Annotated in this window: 26 protein-coding genes; 22 read left to right on the plus strand and 4 right to left on the minus strand. The window is 68.5% G+C overall.

The window, feature by feature from the left end:
- Positions 1 to 71 precede the first annotated feature (71 nt).
- The 13 genes from PXD02_RS10215 (at position 72) to PXD02_RS10275 (ending at position 10,740) form a co-directional block, all read left to right on the plus strand.
- Complete coding sequence (locus PXD02_RS10215) at positions 72 to 668, plus strand: hypothetical protein (protein WP_275103791.1); 597 nt, start codon at positions 72 to 74, stop codon at positions 666 to 668.
- Positions 616 to 2,619: a phage terminase large subunit family protein gene (locus PXD02_RS10220; RefSeq protein ID WP_275103792.1), complete on the plus strand. Its 2,004-nt coding sequence runs from the start codon at positions 616 to 618 to the stop codon at positions 2,617 to 2,619. Before PXD02_RS10215 ends, PXD02_RS10220 begins: the two co-directional genes overlap by 53 nt.
- 86 nt (positions 2,620 to 2,705) lie before the next feature.
- Positions 2,706 to 2,912 (plus strand): phage head-tail joining protein, encoded by a 207-nt coding sequence (locus tag PXD02_RS10225; protein WP_275103793.1) that lies wholly within the window; start codon positions 2,706 to 2,708, stop codon positions 2,910 to 2,912.
- Positions 2,912 to 4,456 (plus strand): phage portal protein, encoded by a 1,545-nt coding sequence (locus PXD02_RS10230; protein ID WP_275103794.1) that lies wholly within the window; start codon positions 2,912 to 2,914, stop codon positions 4,454 to 4,456. Before PXD02_RS10225 ends, PXD02_RS10230 begins: the two co-directional genes overlap by 1 nt.
- Positions 4,457 to 4,461: 5 nt before the next feature.
- A complete protein-coding gene (locus PXD02_RS10235) occupies positions 4,462 to 6,519 on the plus strand; it encodes a prohead protease/major capsid protein fusion protein (protein WP_275103795.1) in 2,058 nt (685 codons plus the stop codon).
- An 80-nt stretch (positions 6,520 to 6,599) separates the two neighbouring features.
- On the plus strand, positions 6,600 to 6,935 hold the full coding sequence (locus PXD02_RS10240) for a DUF2190 family protein (protein WP_275103796.1): 336 nt from the start codon (positions 6,600 to 6,602) through the stop codon (positions 6,933 to 6,935).
- Complete coding sequence (locus PXD02_RS10245) at positions 6,935 to 7,246, plus strand: head-tail joining protein (protein WP_275103797.1); 312 nt, start codon at positions 6,935 to 6,937, stop codon at positions 7,244 to 7,246. The genes PXD02_RS10240 and PXD02_RS10245 overlap by 1 nt, the downstream gene beginning before the upstream one ends.
- 5 nt (positions 7,247 to 7,251) lie before the next feature.
- Positions 7,252 to 7,887: a DUF6441 family protein gene (locus tag PXD02_RS10250; RefSeq protein ID WP_275103798.1), complete on the plus strand. Its 636-nt coding sequence runs from the start codon at positions 7,252 to 7,254 to the stop codon at positions 7,885 to 7,887.
- A gap of 102 nt (positions 7,888 to 7,989) precedes the next feature.
- The gene (locus tag PXD02_RS10255) at positions 7,990 to 8,202 is read left to right on the plus strand and encodes a hypothetical protein (protein WP_275103799.1); all 213 of its coding nucleotides are present in this window, start codon (positions 7,990 to 7,992) and stop codon (positions 8,200 to 8,202) included.
- A gap of 473 nt (positions 8,203 to 8,675) precedes the next feature.
- Entirely contained in the window at positions 8,676 to 9,095 is a 420-nt protein-coding gene (locus PXD02_RS10260; protein ID WP_275103800.1) for an acyl-CoA transferase, read from the plus strand.
- 24 nt (positions 9,096 to 9,119) lie between these two features.
- Entirely contained in the window at positions 9,120 to 10,061 is a 942-nt protein-coding gene (locus PXD02_RS10265; protein ID WP_275103801.1) for a phage tail tube protein, read from the plus strand.
- Positions 10,061 to 10,498, plus strand: coding sequence for a hypothetical protein (locus tag PXD02_RS10270; protein ID WP_275103802.1), 438 nt, complete (start codon positions 10,061 to 10,063; stop codon positions 10,496 to 10,498). Before PXD02_RS10265 ends, PXD02_RS10270 begins: the two co-directional genes overlap by 1 nt.
- 71 nt (positions 10,499 to 10,569) lie before the next feature.
- On the plus strand, positions 10,570 to 10,740 hold the full coding sequence (locus PXD02_RS10275; RefSeq protein ID WP_473092081.1) for a DUF7697 family protein: 171 nt from the start codon (positions 10,570 to 10,572) through the stop codon (positions 10,738 to 10,740).
- Here PXD02_RS10275 and PXD02_RS10280 read toward each other — a convergent pair.
- Both PXD02_RS10280 and PXD02_RS10285 read right to left on the minus strand, forming a co-directional pair.
- Positions 10,730 to 11,110: a type II toxin-antitoxin system VapC family toxin gene (locus PXD02_RS10280; RefSeq protein WP_275103804.1), complete on the minus strand. Its 381-nt coding sequence runs from the start codon at positions 11,108 to 11,110 to the stop codon at positions 10,730 to 10,732. The two genes, PXD02_RS10275 and PXD02_RS10280, sit on opposite strands and share 11 nt — an antisense overlap.
- Positions 11,107 to 11,322 carry an AbrB/MazE/SpoVT family DNA-binding domain-containing protein gene (locus PXD02_RS10285; RefSeq protein ID WP_275103805.1) on the minus strand — a complete coding sequence of 72 codons (216 nt, stop codon included), beginning with the start codon at positions 11,320 to 11,322 and terminating at the stop codon, positions 11,107 to 11,109. The genes PXD02_RS10280 and PXD02_RS10285 overlap by 4 nt, the downstream gene beginning before the upstream one ends.
- A 70-nt stretch (positions 11,323 to 11,392) precedes the next feature.
- On the opposite strand from PXD02_RS10285, the gene PXD02_RS10290 reads away from it, so the two are divergent.
- The 9 genes from PXD02_RS10290 to PXD02_RS10330 all read left to right on the plus strand — a co-directional run bounded on the left by PXD02_RS10290 (position 11,393) and on the right by PXD02_RS10330 (position 22,118).
- Positions 11,393 to 13,810 carry a phage tail tape measure C-terminal domain-containing protein gene (locus tag PXD02_RS10290; protein WP_275103806.1) on the plus strand — a complete coding sequence of 806 codons (2,418 nt, stop codon included), beginning with the start codon at positions 11,393 to 11,395 and terminating at the stop codon, positions 13,808 to 13,810.
- Positions 13,810 to 14,436: a DUF2460 domain-containing protein gene (locus PXD02_RS10295; protein ID WP_275103807.1), complete on the plus strand. Its 627-nt coding sequence runs from the start codon at positions 13,810 to 13,812 to the stop codon at positions 14,434 to 14,436. The genes PXD02_RS10290 and PXD02_RS10295 overlap by 1 nt, the downstream gene beginning before the upstream one ends.
- The gene (locus PXD02_RS10300) at positions 14,433 to 15,317 is read left to right on the plus strand and encodes a DUF2163 domain-containing protein (protein WP_275103808.1); all 885 of its coding nucleotides are present in this window, start codon (positions 14,433 to 14,435) and stop codon (positions 15,315 to 15,317) included. The genes PXD02_RS10295 and PXD02_RS10300 overlap by 4 nt, the downstream gene beginning before the upstream one ends.
- A complete protein-coding gene (locus PXD02_RS10305; protein ID WP_275103809.1) occupies positions 15,314 to 15,748 on the plus strand; it encodes an NlpC/P60 family protein in 435 nt (144 codons plus the stop codon). The genes PXD02_RS10300 and PXD02_RS10305 overlap by 4 nt, the downstream gene beginning before the upstream one ends.
- Positions 15,749 to 15,757: 9 nt before the next feature.
- Positions 15,758 to 19,723, plus strand: coding sequence for a baseplate multidomain protein megatron (locus PXD02_RS10310; RefSeq protein WP_275103810.1), 3,966 nt, complete (start codon positions 15,758 to 15,760; stop codon positions 19,721 to 19,723).
- A gap of 9 nt (positions 19,724 to 19,732) precedes the next feature.
- Complete coding sequence (locus PXD02_RS10315) at positions 19,733 to 20,809, plus strand: DUF2793 domain-containing protein (RefSeq protein WP_275103811.1); 1,077 nt, start codon at positions 19,733 to 19,735, stop codon at positions 20,807 to 20,809.
- Positions 20,810 to 20,828: 19 nt separating this feature from the next.
- Positions 20,829 to 21,116 carry a DUF6127 family protein gene (locus PXD02_RS10320; protein ID WP_085378178.1) on the plus strand — a complete coding sequence of 96 codons (288 nt, stop codon included), beginning with the start codon at positions 20,829 to 20,831 and terminating at the stop codon, positions 21,114 to 21,116.
- 73 nt (positions 21,117 to 21,189) lie between these two features.
- A complete protein-coding gene (locus tag PXD02_RS10325; protein WP_275103812.1) occupies positions 21,190 to 21,864 on the plus strand; it encodes a YcbK family protein in 675 nt (224 codons plus the stop codon).
- On the plus strand, positions 21,861 to 22,118 hold the full coding sequence (locus PXD02_RS10330) for a hypothetical protein (RefSeq protein WP_203318349.1): 258 nt from the start codon (positions 21,861 to 21,863) through the stop codon (positions 22,116 to 22,118). Before PXD02_RS10325 ends, PXD02_RS10330 begins: the two co-directional genes overlap by 4 nt.
- Positions 22,119 to 22,313: 195 nt before the next feature.
- Here PXD02_RS10330 and PXD02_RS10340 read toward each other — a convergent pair whose 3' ends face one another.
- Entirely contained in the window at positions 22,314 to 22,793 is a 480-nt protein-coding gene (locus tag PXD02_RS10340) for a DUF411 domain-containing protein (protein WP_275103813.1), read from the minus strand.
- A gap of 39 nt (positions 22,794 to 22,832) precedes the next feature.
- Positions 22,833 to 25,166, minus strand: a complete 2,334-nt coding sequence (locus PXD02_RS10345; protein ID WP_203318347.1) for a heavy metal translocating P-type ATPase — start codon at positions 25,164 to 25,166, stop codon at positions 22,833 to 22,835.
- Positions 25,167 to 25,232: the final 66 nt, after the last annotated feature.

Genomic DNA, 25,232 nt, shown 5'->3' on the forward strand with positions numbered 1-25,232 from the left:
GACGTTCGCTCCGCTGGCGAGGCTTATCAACTCGATAAGCGCATGAATCTAAATGATAATCGGAGCCGTCGATGCAGGGCATGAGCGAGCGCCAGTACGCCGCGCATGTCGGCCTGTCGCGCGGCGCGATCCAGAAGGCGAAGACGGCCGAGCGGCTGGTCCTCTATCCCGACGGCAGCATCAACGCGGCCGCCAGCGACGCCCGGCGGGCGGAAACGACGGACCCGTCGAAGACGAGGAAACCGCCCGCGCCGAGGCTGAAGCCCGTCCCCGAGGCGGCCGTGGCCGCCGTCGGCGACACGCTGCGCGAACAGGGGCTGGCGGTCCCGGCGGTGGGCGGCGGCACGACCTTCCTGCAGGCCAAGACGGCGAACGAGGTGCTGAAGGCGCAGGAACGGCGCATCCGGCTCCAGAAGCTGAAGGGGGAGTTGATCGAGCGGGCCCGCGCGCTGGCGCTGGTGTTCCGGCTGGCGCGGGAGGAACGGGACGCGTGGGTGAACTGGCCCGCGCGCGCGGCGGCGCTGATGGCGGCCGAGCTCTCGGCCTCGTGCCGCGACGCGACGGGCCAGCAGATCACCGTGGAGCCAGCCGCGATGCAGAAGGTGCTGGAGAGACATGTACGCGCCCACCTCGACGAACTCGCCGAGGTCCGGCCCGACTTCAGGTGATGATGATGCACTGACGGACTTCGACGGCGCGGGCGAGATCCTGCGCGCCTGGGGCAACGGGTTGCGGCCCGACCCGGACCTGACCGTCTCGGAATGGGCGGACCGGCACCGCATGCTCTCGGGCCGCGCCTCGGCCGAGCCCGGGCGATACCGCACGGTGCGCACGCCCTACATGCGCGAGATCATGGACCGGCTGTCGCCCGGCGATCCCACGCAGCGGATCGTGTTCATGAAGGCGGCGCAGGTCGGTGCGACCGAGGCGGGCAACAACTGGATCGGGTTCGCCATCCACCAGGCGCCGGGTCCGATGCTGGCCGTCCAGCCGACGGTGGAACTGGCCAAGCGCAACTCGCGCCAGCGGATCGACCCGCTCATCGACGAGAGCCCCGAGCTGCGGGAGCGGGTGAAGCCCGCCCGGTCGCGCGACGCGGGCAACACGATGCTGTCCAAGGAATTCGCGGGCGGTATCCTGATCATGACCGGGGCGAACTCGGCGGTCGGGCTGCGGTCCACCCCGGCGCGGTACATCTTCCTCGACGAGGTCGACGCCTATCCGGCGTCCGCCGACGAGGAAGGCGATCCGGTGACGCTGGCCGAGACGCGGTCGCTGACCTTCGCCCATCGCCGCAAGGTGCTCCTGGTCTCGACACCGACGATCCGGGGGCTGAGCCGCATCGAGCGGGAATACGAGGCGAGCGATCAGCGGCGGTACTTCGTGCCGTGCCCGCATTGTGGAGCGATGCAGTGGCTGAAGTTCGACCGGCTGCGCTGGCAGAAGGGCCGCCCGGAGACGGCGGAGTATCACTGCGAGGGCTGCGACGCGGCAATCGCGGAGCACCACAAGACGGCCATGCTGGAGGGCGGCGAATGGCGGGCGACAGCCGCCGCCGCCGATCCGACCACGGTCGGGTATCACCTCTCGGCGCTCTACTCGCCGATCGGCTGGCTGAGCTGGGAGCGGATCGTGCGGGCATGGGACGCGGCGCAGGGGTCGGACGAGGCGATCAAGGCGTTTCGGAACACCATCCTCGGTGAGACATGGGTCGAAACCGGCGAAGCCCCAGACTGGCAGCGGCTCTACGACCGGCGCGAGCGTTGGACGTCCGGCACGGTGCCAGCGGGCGGGTTGTTCCTGACCGCCGGGGCCGACGTGCAGAAGGACCGGATCGAGGTCGATGTCTGGGCCTGGGGCCGTGGCTTGGAAAGCTGGCTCGTCGACCATGTCGTGATCGAGGGCGGGCCGGATCGGCACGATGCGTGGTCGGAGCTGACCGCGCTTCTGGACAAAAGCTGGCCGCACGAACGGGGCGCGCATCTCAGGATCGCGCGGCTCGCCATCGACACCGGCTACGAGGCCCCGGCGGTCTATTCCTGGTCGCGAGCGCAGGGGTTTGCACAGGTGTCGCCGGTCAAGGGCGTCGAGGGCTTCAACCGCTCGAGCCCGGTGTCGGGGCCGACCTTCGTCGACGCGACCGAGGGCGGCAAACGCCTGCGGCGCGGGGCGCGGCTCTGGACCGTGGCGGTGTCGACCTTCAAGGCCGAGACCTACCGCTTCCTGCGGTTGGCGCGGCCGACCGACGAGGAGATGGCCGACGGGGCGGCGTTCCCGCCCGGGTCGGTGCATCTGCCGCACTGGGTCGAGAACGAATGGCTGAAGCAGTTCGTCGCCGAGCAACTGGTGACGGTGCGCACCAAGCGCGGCTTCGCCCGGCTGGAATGGCAGAAGCTGCGCGAGCGCAACGAGGCCTTGGATTGCCGGGTCTATGCCCGCGCCGCCGCCTGGATCGCGGGCGCGGACCGCTGGTCTGAGGCGAAATGGCGCGATCTCGAGGATCAGCTCGGGGCGGCCCCCACCGACACCGATCCGGCCGGGCAGATCAACCGACCGGGACAGGCCCCGCAAAGCAAGCGCCGCTCCGACTGGCTCGGACGGCGCGGAGGATGGTTCTGACATGGTGAGGACTGGTCCGCGCAGCGGACGCGAGGCTCCAGTGGAGCGTCGCGAGGGAACGAACGCACTGAGCGGGAGCGAAGGGCATGGACTGGACGGAAACCGAGCTCTCCGCGCTGCGCCGGGCCTATGCCAGCGGCACGACGCGGGTCAGCTATGACGGCAAATCCGTCGACTATGGCTCAGCCGAGGATCTGCTGGGTCGTATCCGCACCATCGAACGCGCCATCGCCGGGACGACGCGGCCCCTGCCGGTGGCCGGGGTGGCGGGCTTCTCCCGTGGGGATCGCTGATGTCGGCGTCCTGGTTCGATCATGCCATCGCCACCGTGGCACCGCGTATGGCCGCCCGCCGCGTGATGGCGCGTCAGGCCTTCGAAACCCTGACGCGGAGCTATGACGGGGCCGCACGCGGGCGTCGCACCGAGGGCTGGCGCGCGACGGGAACCTCCGCCGACACCGAAATCGGCGTCGCTGGGGCGCTGCTACGCGACCGGATGCGGGATCTGGTGCGCAACAACCCGCACGCGGCCAAGGCCGTGGCGGTTCTGGTGAACAACATCATCGGCGCGGGCATCATGCCGCGCGCCGCGAGCGGCGACGACACGCTGGACCGCAAGGTGGATGCGCTCTTCGAACGCTGGACGGCGGAGTGCGACGCCGATCGCCAGCTCGACTTCTATGGCCTGCAAACCCTGATCTGCCGCGAGATGGTCGAAGCTGGCGAGGTGCTGGTGCGCCGCCGCTTGCGCCGCGCAAGCGACGGCCTGCCTGTGCCGCTTCAATTGCAGGTGCTGGAGGCCGACTTCCTCGACGCCACAAAATCCGGCGCCATCGGCGCAGGGCGGCTGGTCCAGGGGATCGAGTTCGACCCGGTCGGCAAGCGCCGCGCCTATTGGCTGCATGCCGAACATCCCGGCGACGCCTATGGCGCCTTGCAGAACGGGTTGCAGAGCCGCCCGGTCCCAGCGACCGAGATCGCCCATGTCTACGAGAAGCAGCGCACGCAGGCGCGCGGCGTTCCCTGGGGCGCGCCGGTGATCCGCAGCTTGCGCGATCTCGACGATTACGAGGTGGCGGAACTCGTTCGCAAGAAGACCGAGGCCTGCGTCACCGCCATCGTGTTCGGCGATGACGAGGCGCAGCAGGGCATCGCGCCCTCCGTGGTCGACGCCGACGGCAACCGGGTCGAGCAGTTCGAACCGGGGCTGATCGCCTATGCGCGGGGCGGCAAGGACATCCGCTTCAACCAGCCCTCGGCCACCGGTGGCTATGGCGAATACAAGCGGGCCAGCCTGCACACCATCTCGGCCGGGTTCCGCGTGCCCTATGAATTGCTGACCGGGGACCTCAGCCAGGTCAACTATTCCTCGATCCGGGCGGGCCTCGTGGAGTTCCGCCGCCAGATCGACGCCGTGCAGTGGCAGTTGTTCATCCCGATGTTCTGCGCGCCGGTGTGGCGATGGTTCACGGAGGCCGCTTGGGCCGCGGGCCAGATCCCGTCGCCGATTGTACCGGTCGAATGGTCGCCGCCGAAGTTCGAGGCGGTCGATCCGCAGAAGGACGCGATGGCGAACCTGCTGTCGATCCGCTCGGGCACCATGACGCTGGCCGAGGTGATCGCCCGGCAGGGCCGCAATCCCGACGCGGTGCTGGCCGAGATCGCTGCGACCAACGCAAAACTCGACGCGCTCGGGCTGGTGCTCGACAGCGATCCGCGGCGGGTGACCAAGACCGGCAGCGCGCAGAGCAGCGATCCGGCGACCGATCCCGCCGACGACGACCCCTCCGCCGAAACGGATGACACCGACACGGCGCAGGCCGACCAACAGGACTGACCTTCATGGACACGATGATCGAACTGCCGGCCATGCGCCGGTCGGCGGAGCTTGCGCCGAACACCGCCGATGCCGACAGGCGCACCGTCGAGGTGGTCTGGTCGGCCGGGGCCCGTGTCCGCCGCGCGACCTTCTTCGGCGAGCCCTATGACGAGGAACTGAGCCTCGATCCGGCCCATGTCCGCCTCGACCGGCTGAACGCGGGCGCGCCGTTCCTGAAGGTGCATGAGCTCGACACGCTCGACGCGGTGATCGGTTCGGTCGTGCCGGGCTCGGCGCGGATCGAGAACGGCCGCGGGATCGCGCTGGTACGGATCAGCGAGCGTGCCGATGTCGAGCCGATCTGGCGCGACATCCAGGCCGGGCACATCCGCGCGGTCTCCATCGGCTACCAGGTCCACCGCTTCGAGGTCTCGAAGCCCGAGGCCGCGCGCGAACTCTGGCGGGCGGTGGACTGGACACCCTTCGAGGTCTCCGCCGTCGCCGTCGGCGCCGACCCCGCCGCCGGCTTCCGCGCCCAGCATCCCCTTCACGACTGCGTCCTTCACCGCCGGGACGCCCCTTCAAGCACGAAAGGACCGATCCAGATGACCGACAAGACCGAGACCCCGGCGCGCGACGCCGCAACCCCCGCCACCACCCAGCCGACCGCGCCGGTCGAAACCGAGGATACCGCCATGACCGAGCCGAATGCGGCTGCGCCCGACCCGAAGGTCGCCGCCAGCGAGACCCGCAGCCAGCCGAAGACGCAGGCCGCTCCCGCGCCCGACACCGAAGCCGTCGCGACCCGCGCACGCGAGGCCGAGCGTGACCGCGTCTCCACCATCTACGATCTGGCCGGGCGGCTGAACCTCGAGCGCGGCTTTGCCGAGGATCTGGTCAAGCGCGGCGTCAGCGTCGACGAATCCCGCCGCCTGATCCTCGATCAGGTCGCGGCTAAGTCCGACGAGACCCGGACCTTCCCGCATGTCTCCGTCCCGCTCGGCGGTAGGGACGAGCGCATCACCCGCCGTGACGCGGTGGCGAATGCGCTGCTGCACCGCTACAGCCCGACGCTGTTCCAGCTGGAGGACGCCGCCCGGCAGTATCGTGGCATGACGCTGCTGGAACTGGCCCGCGAAAGCCTCGGCAATGCCGGAGTCAACACGCGGGGCCTGTCGCGCGACGAGGTGGCGACGCGGGCGCTGCACTCGACCTCTGACTTCCCCGAGATCCTGTCGGCGGTCACCAACAAGACCCTGCGTCAGGCCTACGAGGCCTATCCGCGCACCTTCATGCTGTTCTGCCGCCAGGTGCTCGCCACCGACTTCAAGGCGATGCACCGGGTCCAGCTCGGCGAGGCGCCGCAACTGCTGGAAGTGGGCGAGAGCGGCGAGTTCAAGCGCGGGACGCTCGGCGAGAGCAAGGAGAGCTACAAGGTCAAGACCTATGGCCGGGTGGTCGCGATCACCCGTCAGACGCTGATCAACGACGATCTCGACGCCTTCACCCGGATCCCGGCGATGTATGGCAACTCCATCGCGCAGCTGGAGTCGGATGTGGTCTGGGGGATCATCACTTCGAACCCGGCGATGGCCGACGGCAACGCGCTGTTCCACACCACCCACAAGAACCTCGCCGGCACCGGCGCGGCGCTCGATGTCGGCAGCGTCGGTGCGGCGCGCGCTGCGATGGCCAAGCAGACGGGGCTCGACAAGAAGACGGTGCTGAACGTCCGTCCGGCCTTCCTGATCGTCCCCGCCTCGCTGGAACTGAAGGCCGAGCAGCTGGTCGCCCAGAACCTCGTGCCCGCCGCAACGTCCAGCGTGGTGCCGCAGTCGATCCGCACGCTGGCGCCGATCAGCGAGCCGCGCCTCGACGCCGTCAGTGAGACCGCCTGGTACCTGGCGGCCAGCCCGAACCAGATCGACACCATCGAGTACGCCTATCTCGAGGGTCAGCAGGGCGCCTACATCGAGACGCGCAACGGCTTCGACGTCGACGGCGTCGAGATCAAGTGCCGCCTCGACTTCGGCGCCAAGGCCATCGACTGGCGCGGCCTCTACAAGAACCCGGGCGCATAACCAGCACCCCAACGTGCTGAACCCTGACATGTGGGCGGTCCTGACGGGCCGCCCTTCGTCTTTCCACGAGGATCCTCCCCATGAAAAACTACGTCCAGCCCGGCAACACCATCACCCTGACCGCGCCCTATGCCGTCGCCTCCGGCGATGGCCTGCTCGTCGGCTCCATCTTCGGCATCGCGGCTGGCGCCGCCGCCCTCGGCGATCCCGTCGAGACCGCGCTCACCGGCGTCTTCGACATCACCAAGGTCGGCTCGCAGGCCTGGACCGTGGGTGCCAAGGTCTATTGGGACGACACCAACAAGCGCTGCACGACGGTCGCCACCGACAACACCCTCATCGGCGTGGCCGTCGAGGCGGTGGCGAGCGGCGCGGGCGACACCATCGGCCGGGTGCGCCTGAACGCGACGTTCTGATGAGCGCCTTCGCCGCTGCGCTTGGCGCGCTCTTCGCCGATCCGAACATCGGCCGGGATGCGGTCTACCTCGCCGACGGCGGCGCGCCCCAGCTGGTGCGCGTCGTCGCCCGGCGCGCCGATGCCGTGACCGACTTCGGCGACGCGCGGCTCTGGTCCGAGACCACTCGGATCGACCTGCGCGTCGCCGAGGTGGCGAACCCGCGTCCCGGCGACCGCATCGAGATCGACGGCGACGCCTTCCTCATTCAGGGCGAGCCGGTCCGCGACCGCGAGCGGTTGGTCTGGACCATCGAACTGCGCCCGGCCTGACCGCGATGAAGCTGAAGCTCGACATCGATCCCGACATCGTCGCGATGATGGCGGCCGAGGTCGCGGCGGGCGAACGCGCCGTGACGGCTGCCATGCGCGAGGCCGGGACCGGGCTGAAGACGGCGTGGCGGCTGCAGATCACCGGCGCGGGGCTCGGCACACGGCTGGCCAACTCGATCCGGAGCCAGAACTTCCCGAGGTCGGGCGAAAGCCTGGACGCGGCAGCATTGGTCTGGTCCAAGGCTCCGGTCATCGTCGGGGCGCATGACACCGGCCCGCTGATCCGCTCGAAGAACGGGTTCTGGCTGGCGATCCCGCTGCCCGCCGCAGGCAAGTCCCTGCGTGGCGGCCGGATCACCCCGGGTGAATGGGAACGGCGACGCGGGCTGCGGCTGCGCTTCGTCTACCGCCGCACCGGACCGAGCCTGCTGGTGGCCGAGGGACGGCTGAACACGAAGGGTCAGGCGGTCGTGTCGCGCTCGAAGACCGGGCGCGGCAAGGTCACCGCGCCGATCTTCCTGCTCGTGCCGCAGGTGAAACTGCCGAAGCGGCTGGACCTCGCGCGGGATGCAGACCGGGCGTTGGATAGCGTGCCGGGGCTGATCGTAAGGAACTGGGTGGAGGGGAGGTTTGGCTCATGACTACTTCCTAACCCAAGGACAAGACTTCGTTTTCCCTCGTTCTTGATTGCGTCGCGCGCATGTTATATTTGATGCGGGGATATTGATGGAGAAAGCCGACCAATGGAATTCTACGTACGAATCACTCTGCCAGAGGCACCTGGCGTCAATCTTGCTGAAAAGATTGCGATTACAGGTTTTGCTTCGAACGTTCGCGCGCCAATTCCTCCTGAAACAGAGATGGATGTTCTCAAGAACGACCTGGCCGATCATCTTGTGTCAGAAGGAATCGTATCTGCAGAGAGACGAGACGATCTTTTGTTTGACTTCGGATAATATCAGCTACACCTGCCACAAAAATGGCAGGCGATAATACGCTGGCGCTCGCGAAATTCAGCGTTCTCCTCGACTACAATATGCTGAGGTTCCCCGCACGCATCCTTCGGTGCAGTACACAGTACCGATGCTGTTTACGTCTGCGCCTCCTCCGGGTACGGAGGAGCAATAGACGGTACCAATGCTGTTTCGGGCGCACTGACCGGGGCCGCATTCCACTGTACCGATGCTATTCTGCAGTGCACCACCAAGAGCTGGTGCGCAATACACTGTGCCAATACTGTTCGCCGCACACGCTCCAAGGCTTCTGTAGTATGTTTCATTCGAAAGTGCTGCGCTGGAAAAACTCAGCATGAATGTTGTGAAGACGACGAAGGTTCTCATTCTGGTGTCTCTGCATCAGGCATATCAGGCAGTTCTCCCCGATGTCTTTAGTGAATGCAACTACAGTTCTGACAGCTAGAGTATTTGCCATGCCCACACCGCGCGAAACCATCCTCGCCGCACTGCATGCGCGGCTTTTGGCGTTGCCCGCCACCGCGCTCCGCGGCGAGGTGCTGCCCGAGCGCGTGCCGGCCGAGGGGCTGCTGATCCTGCGCGATGGCGAGCCGGGCGAGCCGGAGGTGACGCTGTCGCCCCTGCGCTACCACTACCAGCACCGCGCCGAGATCGAGGCCGTCGTTCAGGGCGCGGCGCGTGACGCCGCCTTCGACACGCTGACGGCCAGCATCGGCGCGGCGCTCGCGGCCGACCGCACGCTGGGCGGGCTCTGCAACTGGGTCGAGGCGGAAGCGCCGAGGCCGGTCGATCTGCCCGTCGAGGGCGCGGCCAGCCTGAAGGCCGCCGTGATCCCGGTGGTCCTGCACTATTCCACGGCCGATCCGCTGGCCTGACCCAACCGACCACAGGAGACGAACATGGCACGAGCCCAGGGGGCGCGGGCGCTGATGGCGCTTGCATTCGAGACGACCTATGGGACGCCGCCCGCCAGCGGCTTCACCCGCATGCCCTTCGCCAGCACGTCGCTCGGCGCGGAACAGCCTCTGCTGAACTCGGAGCTCTTGGGCTACGGCCGTGATCCGCTGGCGCCGATCAAGGACGCGGTCACGGCGGACGGCGATGTCGTGGTGCCGCTCGACGCCGAGGCCTTCGGCTTCTGGCTGAAGGCCGCCTTCGGCGCACCGACGACCACGGGCGCGGAGGCCCCGTACAGCCACGAGTTCCAGTCAGGGTCCTGGACGCTGCCCTCGATGTCGATCGAGACTGGCATGCCCGAGGTGCCGCGCTACGCGATGTATTCCGGCTGCGTGCTCGATCAGATCACCTGGCAGATGCAGCGCTCGGGCCTGTTGACTGCCACCGCGCGGCTGGTGGCGCAGGGCGAGAGTGTGGGCACGAACACCAGCGCCGGAACGCCCGCCGCGCTGGAGCTGAAACGCTTCGGTCATTTCAACGGCGCGATCACGCGGAATGGCACCGCGCTTGGGAACGTGGTCTCGGCCGAGATCACCTATGCCAACAATCTCGACCGGATCGAGACCATCCGCTCGGACGGTCGCATCGACGGTGCGGACCCGTCCATCGCCGCGCTGACCGGCCGGATCGAGGTGCGCTTCGCCGACCAGACGCTGGTGACGCAGGCGATCAATGGCGAGGCCTGCGAGATGGAATTCGCCTACGTCCTGCCGTCCGGCGAGAGCTTCACCTTCACCGTGCACGCCGTCTACCTGCCGCGCCCGCGCATCGAGATCTCCGGGCCGCAAGGCGTGCAGGCGACCTTCGACTGGCAGGCGGCGCGCGACAGCGTGGTCGGCCGGATGTGCACAGCCACCCTCGTGAATGATGTGGAGACCTACTGATGCTGACGCTCGATCTGACCAATGCCCCGCGCTGGCATGACCTCGCGCCCGGCGTCCGGGTTCAGCTGCGCCCGCTAACCACGGCGCTGATGGTGGCGACGCGCAGCGATCCCGCCGTCGAGGCGGTGCCCGAGGAGGCATCGGACGAGGAACGCGCCGTCGCCTTCGCCAAGGCGCTGGCGCGGCGGGCGGTGCTCGCCTGGGAGGGCATCGGCGATGCCGATGGCAACCCCATTGACCCGAGCCCCGAGGCTATCGACGCTTTGCTCGATGTCTGGCCGATCTTCGAGGCCTTCCAGCTGACCTACGTCGCGAAGGGCCTGCTGCTGGAGCAGGAAAAAAACGCCTCCGCGCTCTCGCCGACTGGTCCTTCGGCGGGGGCGAGCGCTACTGCGAAGCCTGCGCGCAAGTCTGCCCGGACTGCCCGGCGCGGCTGAACCGGCCCCTGACGCATGAAGGCTGGCAGGTCTGGGACCTCGTCGGTCGTCTCGGCGGCCAGCTCCGTGTCCTGCCCGGCGCAGTGATCGGCTGGGACATGTCTGCGGCGCTCGCGCTCGGTGACGCGCTCGGCGTGCCGCCTGCCGCAGCAGCCGAACTGCTGCCCGTCATCGAAGCGGTGATGGTGCGGAAGCTGAACGAGGACCTGGCGGCCAACGGCAGCCCGGGTTTCAAGCCCTGATCTTCTCGATCAGCGTGACGCCGGGCAGTCCCTGGAAATGTGCGTCGCAGGTCAGGAGCGTCGCGCCCTGTGCGCGGGCGGTTGCGAAGATGATCGCGTCGGCAGTCGCGAGCTTGTGCTCCCGGCACGACTCCGCCGCCGCCAGCGCGATCTCGGTGTCGAGCGGCACCACATGGCAGACCTGCGTGAAGGCGATCACCTGATCCGCCTTGTCCTCGCCGACCTCGCGGGTCAGCCATTTCGCCAGCTCCAGCTGGACCACGGTCGGCACGAGCCATTCGGCCTGTTCGGGCAGCTGCTCGGCCAGCTTCTCGCCGGTCGGCGAGCCGATCAGCCATTCGATCCACGCCGACGTGTCGACGAGGATCATGAGAACCGATCCGTCCGGTCGCGATAATCGGCGGCGGACGCGCCGCGCGCGAGCCCCTTCAGCGCCTCCCGCTTGGGCACCGGCACCAGCAGGACGCCCGTGCCTTTCGGGATGAAGGCAAAGGTCAGCCCGGCCTCCCAGTGCTGGGCGGCCCGGATCGCCTTGGGGATCGAGATCTGGAACTTCGAAGACAGGGTCGCGGTCTCGGCCATGGTCATACCTTCATTTGATCGATGGCATAAACGTAAGACAGCGATATGGCGAAAGCAAGGAGTCTGACCGATGGCCGAGAAACGCGTCAGCGTCCGCCTCGCGGCCGTGGGCGGACGGCAGGTGCGCGCCGAACTCGAAGGCGTGGGCGAGGCCGGATCGCGCGGCTTCGGACGGCTGAGCCGGGAGATGGAAGCCGCGAACGCCGGGCTCGCGGCCTTCTCGCGGCGGGTCCGGGTCGCGGCGACCGCCGCCGTGGCCGCTGCTGCAGCCGCGGGCGTGGCGATGATCCGGTCCGGTCTGCAGACCGTCGATGCGCAGGCGAAGCTCGCCCAGTCCCTCGGCACCACCGTCGCCTCGATCCAGACGCTGGAGCGCGCGGGCGAGCTGGCGGGCGTGTCGATGTCCGGCATCGAGCAGGCGACAAAGGATCTGACGCGCCGCCTCAGCCAGGCGGCCGCCGGGACCGGCCCTGCTGCCGATGCGCTGGACCGGCTGGGGCTCTCGGCCAACGAGCTGATCGCGCTGCCGCTGGATCAGCGCGTCGGCGCCATCAACGCAGCAATCGAGAGCTTCGTGCCTGCCGCCGAGCGCGCGGCCGTCGCGGGACAGCTTTTCGGCGAAGAGGGCTCCATCGCCATGTCGCGGATCGACACGGCGACGCTGCGCCAGGCGACGGAGGACGTGCTTGCCTTCGGGGTGGTCGTCTCCGAGCAGGACGCCGACCAGATCGAGCGGACGAACGATGCGATCTCCCGGCTCGGGCTGATCTGGCGCGGGCTGTCGAACCAGCTGGCCGTCGCCGCGGCACCTGCGCTGGAAGCCGTCGCCGATGCCATGGCGACGGTCGCCAGCCGCACCGGCCCTCTCGGCATCGCGATCCGCGGGCTTTTCGACAACATCGGCCGCCTGACCACCTATGCCGTGACCTTCGCCGCCTTCCTCGCGGGACGCTGGGTCGCCGGCATGGCCGCCGCGGCGCTCTCCGTCCGTGGCCTCGCCACGGCGCTCGTCGTCCTGCGCGGGGCGCTCATCCGCACCGGCATCGGGGCGCTGATCGTCGGCGCGGGCGAGCTCGTCTATCAGTTCACCCGGCTCGTCTCCGGTGCGGGTGGGTTCGGCGAGGCGATGTCGCTCCTGAAGGACCTCGCCGTCGAGGTCTGGGAGCGGATCCGCATGGGCGCCGCTGCGGCGGGTGCGGCCGCGACGGCGATGTTCTTCGACCTGAAGGCGGAGGCGGCCTCGGGCATGCAGAGCGCCATCGAGAGCGTAGTGGCGTTCGGCAACACGGCCGCGAACACCTTCGAAGGCGCCTACGAGGCGATCAAGGCGATTTGGGGCCTGCTGCCGGCGGCCATCGGTGATCTGGCGTTCCAGGCGGCCAACAGCCTGGTCGACGGCGTCGAGGCGATGCTGAACGGCGTGGTCTCGCGCATCAACGGCTTCATCGGCGGGATCAATCAGGGGCTGGAAGCGCTCGGGTCGGAGCGGCGCATCTCGCTGGTGCCCGACCTCGACCTCGGCGAGATCGAGAACCGCTTCGAGGGTGCGGCGACAGCCGCGACCACCGCCGCGCAGACGGCGTTCGACCGGGCCTTCGAGGACAACCCGCTCACCGCACCCGACCTTGGTCTGACCGATGCGGCGAACCGCGCGCTCGAGTCCGCGAACCTCTATCGCGGTGCCGCGCGGGATCTGGCCGAAGGGGCCCGCGCGCCCGTCGAAAGCTGGCAGGCGCTGCGCGACGCTGTGCGAGGCACCGACGAGGCCAGTGCCGATGCGCTGACCGAGGCCACCGGTGTGGCCGAGCGGCTGGAGACGGCGCTTGGGGAAGCCGGCCGCGCCGCCACGGGTGCAGGCGCAGCGGCCAGGGTTGCTGCCGCTGCGGCAGAGCCCGCGACCGAGGCTGCCGTCACCGGCTGGCGGGCGGTCACCGCCGCGCTGTCGGACTACGCCAGCAAGGCCCGCGACATCGGCGGCGATATCGGCCAGAGCCTCGTCGGCGCCTTCCAGTCGGCCGAGACGGCCGTGGGCAACTTCGTGAAGACCGGCAAGCTCGACTTCCGCGACATGGTCACGTCGATGATCGCCGACCTTGCCCAGCTCGCGGCGCGGCGTTTCATCCTTGGGCCGATCGCCAATGCGCTCTCCGGCGTGTTCTCCGGGGCGGGTGGGATCTTCGCCAACGTCCTGCATGCGGGCGGGATGGTCGGATCGGCAGGGCCCTCGCGCATGGTCCCGGCCATGGCCTTCGCCGCTGCGCCCCGGATGCATGGCGGCGGCATGGCGGGGCTACGCCACGACGAGGTGCCCGCAATCCTGCAGCGCGGCGAGCGGGTGCTGTCGCGGCGTGAGGCGCAGAGCTACGGCGCGGGCGGCGGCGTCAACGTCACCATCATGGCCCGCGACGCCGAGAGCTTCCGGCAGTCCCGGACGCAGGTCGCGGCCGACATCGCCCGCGCCGTGTCGCTCGGGCGGAGGGGCATGTGATGGCGTTTCACGAGGTCCGGTTTCCTGACAACATCAGTCGCGGCGCGCGCGGCGGGCCAGAAAGACGCACACAGATCGTCGAGCTCGCCTCGGGCGACGAGGAGAGGAACGCCAGCTGGGCCAATTCGCGCCGCCGCTACGACGTCGCCTATGGGATTCGCCGCGCCGACGATCTGGCGGCGGTGGTTGCCTTCTTCGAAGCGCGCAACGGTCGGCTCCACGGCTTCCGCTTCAAGGACTGGGGCGACCACAAGTCATGCCTGCCATCCGGCACACAGTCGCCCACCGACCAGGCGATCGGCACCGGCGACGGTACGACGACCGCCTTCCAGCTGGTGAAGCGCTACGCCTCGGGTAGCCAGACATGGGTGCGGACGATCACCAAGCCCGTCGCGGGCACGGTGCGCGTCGCCCTCAACGGCGCGGAGCAGCTCGGCGGCTGGACTGCTGACACGACGACCGGCGTCGTGACTTTCGACAGTGCGCCCGCCGAGGGTGTCTCGGTCACCGCGGGCTATGCCTTCGACGTGCCCGTCCGCTTCGACACCGACGCGCTCGACGTGACGCTCGACCTCGAGCGGCTCGGCTCGATCACCTCCATTCCGCTTCTGGAACTGCGCCGATGAAGACCCTCGTTCCCGCCCTGCAGGCCCATCTCGACGACGGCACGACCACGCTCGCCTGGTGCTGGCGGATCAGCCGCGCCGATGGCGTCACCTTCGGCTTCACCGATCACGACCGAACGCTGAGCTTCGACGGCACGGACTTCGAGCCGGAGAGCGGGCTCACGGCGTCCGAGGTTCGGTCGGGCTCGGACCTGTCCGTCGATGCGCAGGACGCCGAGGGCGTGCTGACCTCTGACCGCATCACCGAGACCGACATTCTCGACGGCCGCTGGGACAACGCGGAGGTCGAGGTCTGGCGGGTGAACTGGGCCGACACGAGCCAACGCGTGCTGATGCGCCGCGGGGCCATCGGTCAGATCCGGCGCGGGCGGCTCGCTTTCGTCGCCGAGGTCCGCTCGCTCGCTCATATGCTGGGCCAGACGGTCGGGCGGACATTCCAGGCGACCTGCGATGCCGGACTCGGGGACGCGCGCTGCGGCGTCGATCTGGAGGATACGGCCTTCAAGGGCACGGGCGCGGTGATTGACATTTTGCGCGACCGGGCCTTCACCGCCTCGGGGCTGGGCACATTCACGTCCGGCTGGTTCACCTTCGGCACGCTGGACTGGACCAGCGGCGCGAACGCGGGGCGTCGGACGGAGGTGCTCGGCCATGACGTCACGGACGGCGTGGCGATCCTGACCCTGCTCGAGGCGCCTGTGCGGGCCATCATCGAGGGTGACGCCTTTACCATCCGCGCGGGCTGCGACAAGCGCATGGAGACCTGCGGGGCGAAGTTCGCCAACACCGCCAACTTCCGCGGCTTCCCGCACATTCCCGGCCAGGATGCCGTGCTGCGCTATGCCACCAAGGACGGCGGGCACGAGGGATCCGTGCTGTGACCTCCGCCGATCCTACCCGCGTCATTGCCATTGCGCGGTCCTGGCTCGGCACGCCGTACCACGACCAGGCGAGCCTGCGCGGCGTCGGCTGCGATTGCCTCGGGCTCGCCCGGGGCGTCTGGCGCGAGGTCGTCGGCCCCGAGCCGTTTCCGATCCCTGCCTACAGCCGCGACTGGGGCGAGACCGGGCCGCGCGAGGTTCTGGCCGAAGGCGTGCGGCGCATGATGATCGAGGTGGAACCCGCGGCGGCCGGTCCGGGCGCGCTGGTGCTCTTCCGCATGCCGCCACGCGCCATCGCCAAGCATGTCGGGATCCTCACAGGGCCCGGCACCTTCCTCCACGCCTATGAGCGGCTCGGCGTGATCGAGGAACCGCTCACCCACCCCTGGCGGCGGCGCATCGCCTTCGCCTTCCTGTTCCCGCAACGCTGAGACGCACCCATGGCCACCCTCGTTCTCGGTGCCGCTGGCGCCGCCATTGGCGGCAGCATCAGCGGCGCGATCCTCGGCGTCAGCGCCGCGACCATCGGCGGCTTCATCGGCTCCACCATCGGCTCGGTCGTCGACAGCTGGATCGTCTCGTCGCTGGCGCCCACCCAGCGCATCGAGGGCGCACGGCTCGACACGCTGCGCATCACCTCGGCCACCGAAGGCGCGGTCATCCCGCGGCTCTATGGCCGGATGCGCATGGGCGGCAACATCATCTGGGCGACCGATTTTCGCGAGGAAACGAAGACCACCACGCAGGGCGGCGGCAAGGGCGGCGGGGGCGGCAAGGTCAAGACGACCGAGTATCTCTACTACGCCTCATTCGCGGTGGCGCTCTGCGAGGGGCCGATCACCGGTATCGGCCGTATCTGGGCTGACGGCAAGCCGATGGACCTCTCCGGCGTCACCTGGCGTTGGTATCCGGGCGACGAGACGCAGAGCCCTGATCCGTTCATCGCGGCCAGGATGGGCGCGGCCAGCACCCCGGCCTATCGCGGCACCGCCTATGTCGTCTTCGAGGAGCTGGCGCTCTCGACCTATGGCAACCGTCTGCCGCAGCTGTCCTTCGAGGTGTTCCGGCCGCTCGCCGATCCCGACACCGCCGAAGGGCTGACCCGCGCGGTCACCATGATCCCAGCCTCGGGCGAGTTCACCTACGCAACGCAGGCGATCCGCAAGACCGATGGCGGCGCGACGGTGCCCGAGAACCTGAACGCGCTGGCAGACTCCACCGATATGGTGGAGGCGCTGGACCGGCTGCAGGCGATGGCGCCCGCGGTCGAGAGCGTCAGCCTCGTGGTGGCGTGGTTCGGCGACGACCTGCGGGCGGGATCCTGCAAGGTGCGGCCGGGCGTCGAGGTCTCGGCCAAATCCACCACGCCCGCCAGTTGGGCGGTGAATGGCGTGAGCCGCGCCGATGCCTTCCTCGTCAGCCGCGACGACCAGGACCGCCCGGTCTATGGCGGCACGCCGTCGGACTTCGCCGTGGTGCAGGCGATCCAGGAGATGAAGGCGCGCGGGCTGCGGGTGACATTCTATCCGTTCATCCTGATGGACGTGCCGCCCGGCAACACGCTGCCGAACCCGTATTCCGACAACGCCGCCGAGACGGGGCAGCCTGCATTTCCCTGGCGGGGGCGGATCACCTGTTCGCCGTCGGCGGGTTATGCCGGGAGCGTGGACAAATCAGCTGTTGCCGCAACGCAGGTGGCTGATTTCTTCGGCAACGCCAGCCCGTCCGATTTCCTGGTCTCCGGCGACAGCGTTCGCTGGGTCGGATCGCCCAGCGACTGGGGCCTGCGGCGCATGGTACTCCACTACGCCCATCTCTGCGCGGCGGCGGGCGGGGTCGATGCCTTCCTGATTGGCACCGAGATGCCGGGGCTGACGACCATCCGCTCGGGCGCCAGCACCTATCCCGCCGTGCAGGCGTATCGGGATCTGCTCGCGGATGTCCGCTCGATCCTCGGGTCCGGCACCAAGATCGGATACGCGGCGGACTGGTCGGAGTATTTCGGGCACCAGCCGGGCGACGGCACCGGCGACGTGTTCTTCCACCTCGATCCGCTCTGGGCCGATCCGGAGATCGATTTCATCGGCATCGACAACTACATGCCGCTCTCGGACTGGCGCGACGGGTTCGAGCATCTCGACGCGCAAGAGGGCTGGCCCGCGATCTACGACCGGGCCTATCTGCTGGGGAACATCGTCGGCGGCGAAGGCTTCGACTGGTTCTACGCCAGCGCGGCGGACCGGTCCGCGCAGGTGCGCACCCCGATCACCGATGGTGCGGCCAGCAAGCCGTGGGTCTTCCGCTACAAGGACCTGCGCGGCTGGTGGTCGAACGCGCACTATGACCGCCCCGGTGGCGTGGAGAGCGGGACGGCGACGGCATGGACGCCGGAGTCGAAGCCGGTCTGGTTCACCGAGCTCGGCTGCCCGGCTATCGACCGGGGGACGAACCAGCCGAACGTCTTCTTCGACCCGAAGTCGTCGGAGAGCTTCACGCCGCGTTTCTCGCGGGGCTGGCGGGATGATGCCATCCAGCGGGCTTATCTGGAGGCGACGTATCTCTGGTGGGGTGAGGCTGCGAACAACCCTGTGTCCTCGGTCTACGGCGGCCGGATGGTGCATGTGCCGGAATGTGCCGCATGGACCTGGGACGCGCGGCCGTACCCATTCTTTCCGGCGCTGACCGACGTCTGGACAGACGGGGCGAACTGGCGGCTCGGCCACTGGCTGACCGGACGGCTCGGGGCGGTGTCGCTCGCGGCGCTGGTCCGCCATCTCTGCCTGCGCGCCGGGTTACCAGAGAACCTGATCGACGTCATCGGGCTTTGGGGCGCGGTCGAAGGCTACGCCATCACGGCGCTCGAAAGCCCGCGCGCCTCGATCACCACGCTGTCGCGCCACTTCGGCTTCGACGCGGTAGAGACCCAGGGCGTGATCCGTTTTCTGATGCGCGGGCGGGCCGCGGTCGCCAGCGTGACGCCGGACGATCTTGTCGCCGCACGCGAGGGCGACGTGCTCGAACTCACGCGCGGCCAGGAGACGGAACTGCCGCAGGCATTGAAGTGGCAGGTGGCCCGCGCCGACGAGGATTACGACGCCGCACTCGTTGAGGCGCGGCGCATCACCGTGGATACGAGCCGCATCTCCTCCGAGAGCTTCCCGTTCGCCGTGCCGCCCGAGGAGGCCGAGCGGCGCTGCCGCCGCGCACTCATGGAAGCCTGGACCGGCCGTGAGAGCGCCGTCTTCCGACTGCCACCGTCGCGGCTGGCGCTCGATCCGGCCGACGTCATCACGCTCATCCATGACGGGCGTGGGCTTCCGCTGCGCCTCGTCTCGACCGCCGACACGGAGTCACGGAGCATCGAGGCTCTCCGTCAGGACCGGGAAGCCTACGATCTGCCGCCCGGCGCGCCACGCTCCGCAACGCTCTCCAAGGCCGTCGTATTTGGCGCCCCAGAGGTGGTGTTGCTCGATCTGCCGCAACTGACCGAGGATCAGCCTGCGCACAGGCCCTTCGCCGCAGCACATGCGGTGCCCTGGCCGGGCCAGATGACCGTTTTCCGAAGCCCTTCAACGGACGGCTTCGAACTGCTGACGAGCTTCGGAACACGGGCGCGTATCGGCGTTCTGGCCTTTGACTTCTGGTCGGGGCCAACCTCGCGCTTCGATCTCGGCAACGTGCTGATTGTCGATCTGCTCTCGGGCACACTCGAGAGCGTCACCGACCTGACCCTGTTGGGCGGCGCCAACGCCCTCGCCATCGAGAGCGCACCGGGCGTCTGGGAGATCGTACAGGCGGGATCGGCCGAGCTCACGGCGCCGGGCCGCTACCGGCTGACGCGGCTTCTGCGCGGCCAGCGCGGCACCGAAGGCGCAATGGGCAATCCCGCGCCCGCGGGTGCTCGGGTCGTCGTACTCGACGGGAGCATCGCGACTCTGCCGATTGCTGAGGCTGACCTTGGCATTCCGTGGAACTGGCGTATCGGCCCGGCAAGCCGGCCTGTGAGCGACGAAACCTTCATCCCGCAGAGCTTCACGCCGGAGGGGGCCGGCCTTCGTCCGTTCTCGGCCGCCCATGTCGAGCAGCCGTGGCGCACGCCTCGCGCACCTGGCGATCTCACGATCCGCTGGACGCGCCGTTCCCGCGCGCTGTCTGCCGAAAGCTGGGGCGCGCTCGAAGTGCCGCTGGGCGAGGAACTCGAAGCCTACGAAGTCGAGATCCTCGACGGTGCCGCCGTGAAGCGGGTGCTTACCGCGACCACCACCAGCGCGCTCTATGCAGCCGCCGACCAGACCGCCGACTGGGGCGCAATGCTCGGCCCCGGCGACACACTGACCGTCCGCATCTTCCAGCTCTCCTCCCTTGTCGGGCGGGGAGCGCCGAAGACTGTCACGCTATCGTTCTGAAGGACTCCCATGTCTGACGCCACGACCCATCTGCTGCTGCCCTACATCCTGGCGGCGCAGGCCCAGAAGCACGTCACCCACAACGAGGCGCTGCGGATCCTCGACGGGCTCGTCCAGCTCTCGGTTCTCGACCGGGATTTGACCGCGCCGCCCGGCAGCCCTGCCGATGGTGACCGCTACATCGTCGGCTCGGGCGCGACCGGCGATTGGGCCGGCTGGGATCTGAACGTCGCGCTCTGGACCGATGGCGCCTGGCTCCGTCTGCCGCCCCGCACCGGCTGGCGGGCGTGGGCCGAGGACGAGGGCCTGCTGCTCGTCTATGACGGCGCGACCTGGATCGGCACCACACCGGCGGCGCTGCAGAACATGACACTCCTGGGGCTCGGCACCACGGCGGATGCGTCGAACCCGTTCTCGGCCAAGCTGAACGCGGCACTCTGGACGGCGATGACCGTCGCCGAGGGTGGCACCGGCGATCTGTTCTACACAATGAACAAGGAGGACGCTGGCGACGATCTCGGCCTGACGCTGCAGACCGGCTTCGTGACCAAGGCGCTGGTGGGGCTCTTCGGCTCCGACCGCTTCCGCCTCGCGGTCTCGGCCGACGGCAGCACGTTCTTCGACGGGCTCAGCGTCGACAACGCCACCGGCATCGTCGACCAGCCCCGGCTGCCGCGCTTCAAGGCGTACACGAACTACGACAACTATGTCGGCGTCGGGACCTGGACGAAGATCGGCCTGAACAACACCGACTACAACGATCAGGGAGCCTTCGACGCCGCCAACAACCACTTCGTCGCCCCGGTCGACGGCACCTACCTCTTCGGCGCGACGCTGCTCTACAAGATCAACGCCAGCACGACCGCGCGAATGAGCGGACGGCTCGTGCTGAACGGCTCCACGGAAATTCGCGGCTCCCTCGGCGAAATCTCCGCCACCCACGTCTCGCTCGCCACCGCCATCTGGCTGCAGACCATGCTGCCGCTGGTCGCGGGAGATACCGTCGAACTGCAGGGGTATTTCCGGGTCGCGGACGGCTATTTCGCAGCCGATCACACGTCCTTCTGGGGCTGCAAGGTCGGCTGAGCGGCGGAAGGAGGATCCGATGACACCACCCCGATCCGAGGGCTTCGTGCGCATGCCCGACGCCGAGTTCGAGGCGATCCTGACCCGGGCAGCGGAGGAAGGCGCGAAGCGCGCGCTGGCCGATGTCGGCCTCGACGGCGACGAGGCCGCGCTCGACATCCGCGATCTTCGCTCGCTCGTCGACTGCATCCGGCTGGTGCGCCGCACCGCGATGCAGACCGCCGTCCGCATGATCACCACCGGCGTCATGCTGGCGCTGCTCGCGGGCATCGCCATCAAGCTCAAGATCTTCGGCGGCAGCCCGTAGCCGCTCGCCATCCCCATTCATCAGCCCAACCGCACCCGCCCTTGAGGCGGTTTTTTTCGTTTCGGAGGACCCCATGACCACGACCTTCCACCGCCATTGGCGTGATGTGCCTGAGGGCACCTGGCGCTGGCCGAATTTCTCACCCGCCGAGATTGCCTGCCGGGGCACCGGCAAGCTGCTGATCAACGAACCCGCGCTCGACAAGCTGCAGGCGCTACGCGACCGGCTGGGCAAGCCGCTGATCGTTCGCTCCGCCTACCGCAGCCCAGAGCACAACCGCGCCGTCGGCGGCGCGACCCGGTCGAAGCATCTCGACGGAGCCGCCTTCGACATCGCCATGGCGAACCACGACCCGGTGGCGTTCGAGGCCGCGGCGCGGGAGGTCGGGTTCCTCGGCTTCGGGTTCTACCCGCGCTCGGGCTTCATCCATGCCGATCTCGGGCCCGCACGGCAGTGGGGCGAGCGCTTCCCGGTCCGGGAGACGGCTTTCGTAGCCGAGACGCCGCCCGCGCGCGAAGTGCTGGCCGACAGCCGCACCATGAAGGGCGGTGGCGCGGCTGGCGTGGCGACGTTGGGTGCTGCGGGCGTCGAGGTGGCGCAGAGCGTCCTGGCCGAGACCCAGACCGCCATCCTGCCGCTGGTGCCGTATCTCGACACCCTGCGCTGGGTGTTCATCGCCGTGGCGCTCGGCGGCATCGCGGTCACGATCTACGCGCGTCTCGACGACTGGCGCCGGGGGCAGCGGTGATCGCCGCGCTCCTCAGCGGGATCGCCGCGAGTCCGTGGATGCGGGCGGCGCTGCGCTACGGCGTCACCGCGTTCGCGATCCTTCTGTTCCTGCTGGCCCTGCGCCGTTCCGGCGAGCGCGCCGGCCGGCTGGCCGAGCAGCTCGAGACCACGGAGAGAAGCCATGATGCACAACGAAGGATGCTCGAGGCGGCGGCGCATCGCCCTCGGTCTCGTGACGATCTGGCTGAGCGGCTGCGCGACGGGCGCTTCTGACCTTGGCGGCGTCCGGGCGTGTCCGCCGGTCCCCGAGTATAGCAGTGATTTCCAAGCTCGGGCGGCCGAGGAACTGGCCCTGCTGCCGCATGGTTCGGTCATTGGCGAGATGCTGAGCGACTACGCCGTTATGCGGGAGCAGGCGCGCCTGTGTTCTCGTCCCTGATCAGAACCGGTGCATGTCCAGCTTCAAAGTCACGCGGCAGCGTAGCTGGTGAAGACTTCGGTCGATCCATCGCCTCGGATGAGGAACACGTCGTAGGCTTCGCGCTCGCTTTCCGGCCCCATCCCGGGGGACCCAAAGGGCATGCCCGGCACTGCGAGGCCAATAGCGTCAGGGCGTTCCCCCAGCAGACGGCGAATGTCGGCAACGGGCACGTGGCCCTCGATCATGTAGCCTTCGATGCGGCCTGTATGGCAGGAGGCCATCTCCTGCGGGATTCCGTTGTCCAGCTTGTAACGCATCAGAAGCGTCCCGGCGCTCGCCTCGGTCGTGACGGAGAAGCCGTCGTTCTCGAGGATCTCGATCCAGGCCGAGCAGCAGCCGCAGTTGGGGTCCTTCATCACGTGGATCGCCGGTCCGGCACCTTGCGCCAGAGCCCTCAAGGGCGACGCAGCCACCAGCGCAGCTGCGCCGACCAGAAGCGTGCGGCGGGAAAAAGTGTCTTGGTTCATCTCATCTTCCTTTCGAGATTGCATGGGTGGACTGACAGGTCAGAGATCGACCCGCCTGAGCCGCAACGCATTGGTAATCACCGAGACCGACGACAGGCTCATCGCCGCCGCGGCGATCATCGGCGAGAGCAGAAGTCCGGTGACAGGGTAAAGCAGCCCGGCGGCGATGGGGACGCCAAGCGCGTTGTATGCGAAGGCGAAGAACAGGTTCTGCTTGATGTTGCGCAGGGTGGCGCGGGCGAGCTTGCGCGCCCGCACGATGCCCATCAGGTCGCCGCCCAACAGGGTGATGCCTGCGCTTTCCATCGCCACATCGGCCCCGGTGCCCATGGCGATGCCGACATCGGCCGCGGCCAGCGCGGGCGCGTCGTTCACCCCGTCGCCCGCCATCGCGATCTTGTGGCCGTCGCGGCGTAACTGGTCGATCAGGTCCTTCTTTGCCTCGGGCAGGATGCCCGCACGCACTTCATCGATGCCGAGCTTGCCCGCCACCGCCTGGGCCGTGCGCTCGTTGTCGCCGGTCGCCATGATGACCCGCAGACCCTGGGCATGAAGTTCCCTGATGGCTTGCGCGGTGCTGTCTTTGATCGGGTCGGCGACCGCCACGATGCCGACGAGCGCGCCATCAAGAGCGACGAACATCGCCGTCTTGCCCTCGGTGCGCAGGGTGTCGGCGTTTGCCTCGGCCTGCGCGGTGTCGAGCCCCATCTCCCGCATCATCGCCGCGTTGCCGAGCGCCACCGCGCGCCCACCGACGCGGCCCTGCACGCCCTTTCCGGTGACGGCGTCGAAGTCCGTGGCCTCCTGACGCGGCGCACCCTGCGCCTCGGCTCCCTCAACGATCGCCTCAGCCAGCGGGTGTTCCGAGCCGCGCTCCAGAGCTGCGGCCAGCGACAGCAGGTCTGTCTCGGCGGTGTCGCCAAGCGCCACAACGTCCGTCAGCTTCGGCTTGCCCATGGTCAGCGTGCCGGTCTTGTCGACGATGAGCGTATCGACACCCGCCATACGCTCCAGCGCCTCGGCGTCCTTGATCAGCACGCCCGCCTGTGCGCCGCGCCCCGCGGCCGTGGTGATGGAGATCGGCGTCGCAAGGCCAAGCGCGCATGGGCAGGCAATGATGAGGACGGACACTGCAGAGGCGATGGCAAAGACCAGCGCGGGTTCCGGCCCGAAGATCATCCAGACTATGAAGGCTATGATGGCGATGGCGACCACGGTTGGCACGAACACCGCCGACACGCGGTCGGCCAGACCCTGGATCGGTGCGCGCGAGCGGCGCGCGTTCGACACCATCGCCACGATCTGCGCCAGAACGGTGTCGGACCCGACCTTGCCCGCCTCGATCACCAAGGAACCGTTCTTGTTGATCGTGGCGCCGGTCACCGCATGGCCCGGGCCCTTTTCGACCGGCATGGACTCGCCGGTCAGCATGCTCTCGTCCAGCGAAGACCGACCCTCGATCACCGTCCCGTCCACAGGCACCGCATCGCCCGGGCGCACGCGCAGCCGGTCGCCCTCCATGATGTTCTCCAGCGGCGCGTCGTATTCGGTGCCGTCCGGCAGGATGCGCCGCGCCGTCTTGGGCGCCAGATCCAGAAGTGCGCGGATCGCGTCACCTGTGCGTTCGCGCGCTCGTAGTTCCAGCACCTGACCCACGAAGACCAGCGCGACGATCACCACCGCCGCCTCAAAATAGGTGCCGACGCCGTGGCCCATCCGGTACTGTTCGGGAAAGAGGCCCGGCAGGAACGTCGCGACGATCGAGTAAAGATAGGCCGCCGCCACGCCGATGCTGATCAGCGTCCACATGTTGGGGCTGCGGTTCACGATCGAGTCCCAGCCGCGCCGGAAGAACGGCAAGGCGGCCCAGAGGATGATCGGCGTGGCCAGCATGAATTCGAGATAGCTGGCGGTCTGATGCCCGATCCAGTCGCGCACCGGCAGCGCGACCAGTTCACCCATCGTCAGGATAATGAGCGGCACCGCCGCCGCGGCGGAAATCCACATCCGGCGGGTGAAGTCGGTCAACTCCTCGCTCGGCTCGTCCGAGGGAACCATCGGCTCCAGCGCCATGCCGCAGATCGGGCAGGAACCCGGCGCATCCCGGACGATCTCGGGGTGCATCGGACAGGTGTACTGGACGTTGGCCGGAGCAGCCTTCTTCTGCCCGGCAGCCCTGCCGGAGGCGTAGAACCACGGATCCGCCTCGAACTTCGTCTGGCATTTCTCCGAGCAGAAATGAAAGGTCTCGCCCTGGAACGCGGCGTGACGCCCGTCCGTCTTGACCGCGACCGTCATCCCGCAGACCGGGTCCTTCGCCGTCTCTGTCCCCGCCGGGATATCGGGCGCCGCGTGTTGGTGATCATGCTCCATGTTTTGCCAGCCTTTCAGTATTTCGTTTCAGCTTGCAGCCTCCAGCCGTTGGAAGCTCAAGCTCTT

The organism is Paracoccus sp. S3-43 (genome assembly GCF_029027965.1).
GTDB lineage: Bacteria > Pseudomonadota > Alphaproteobacteria > Rhodobacterales > Rhodobacteraceae > Paracoccus.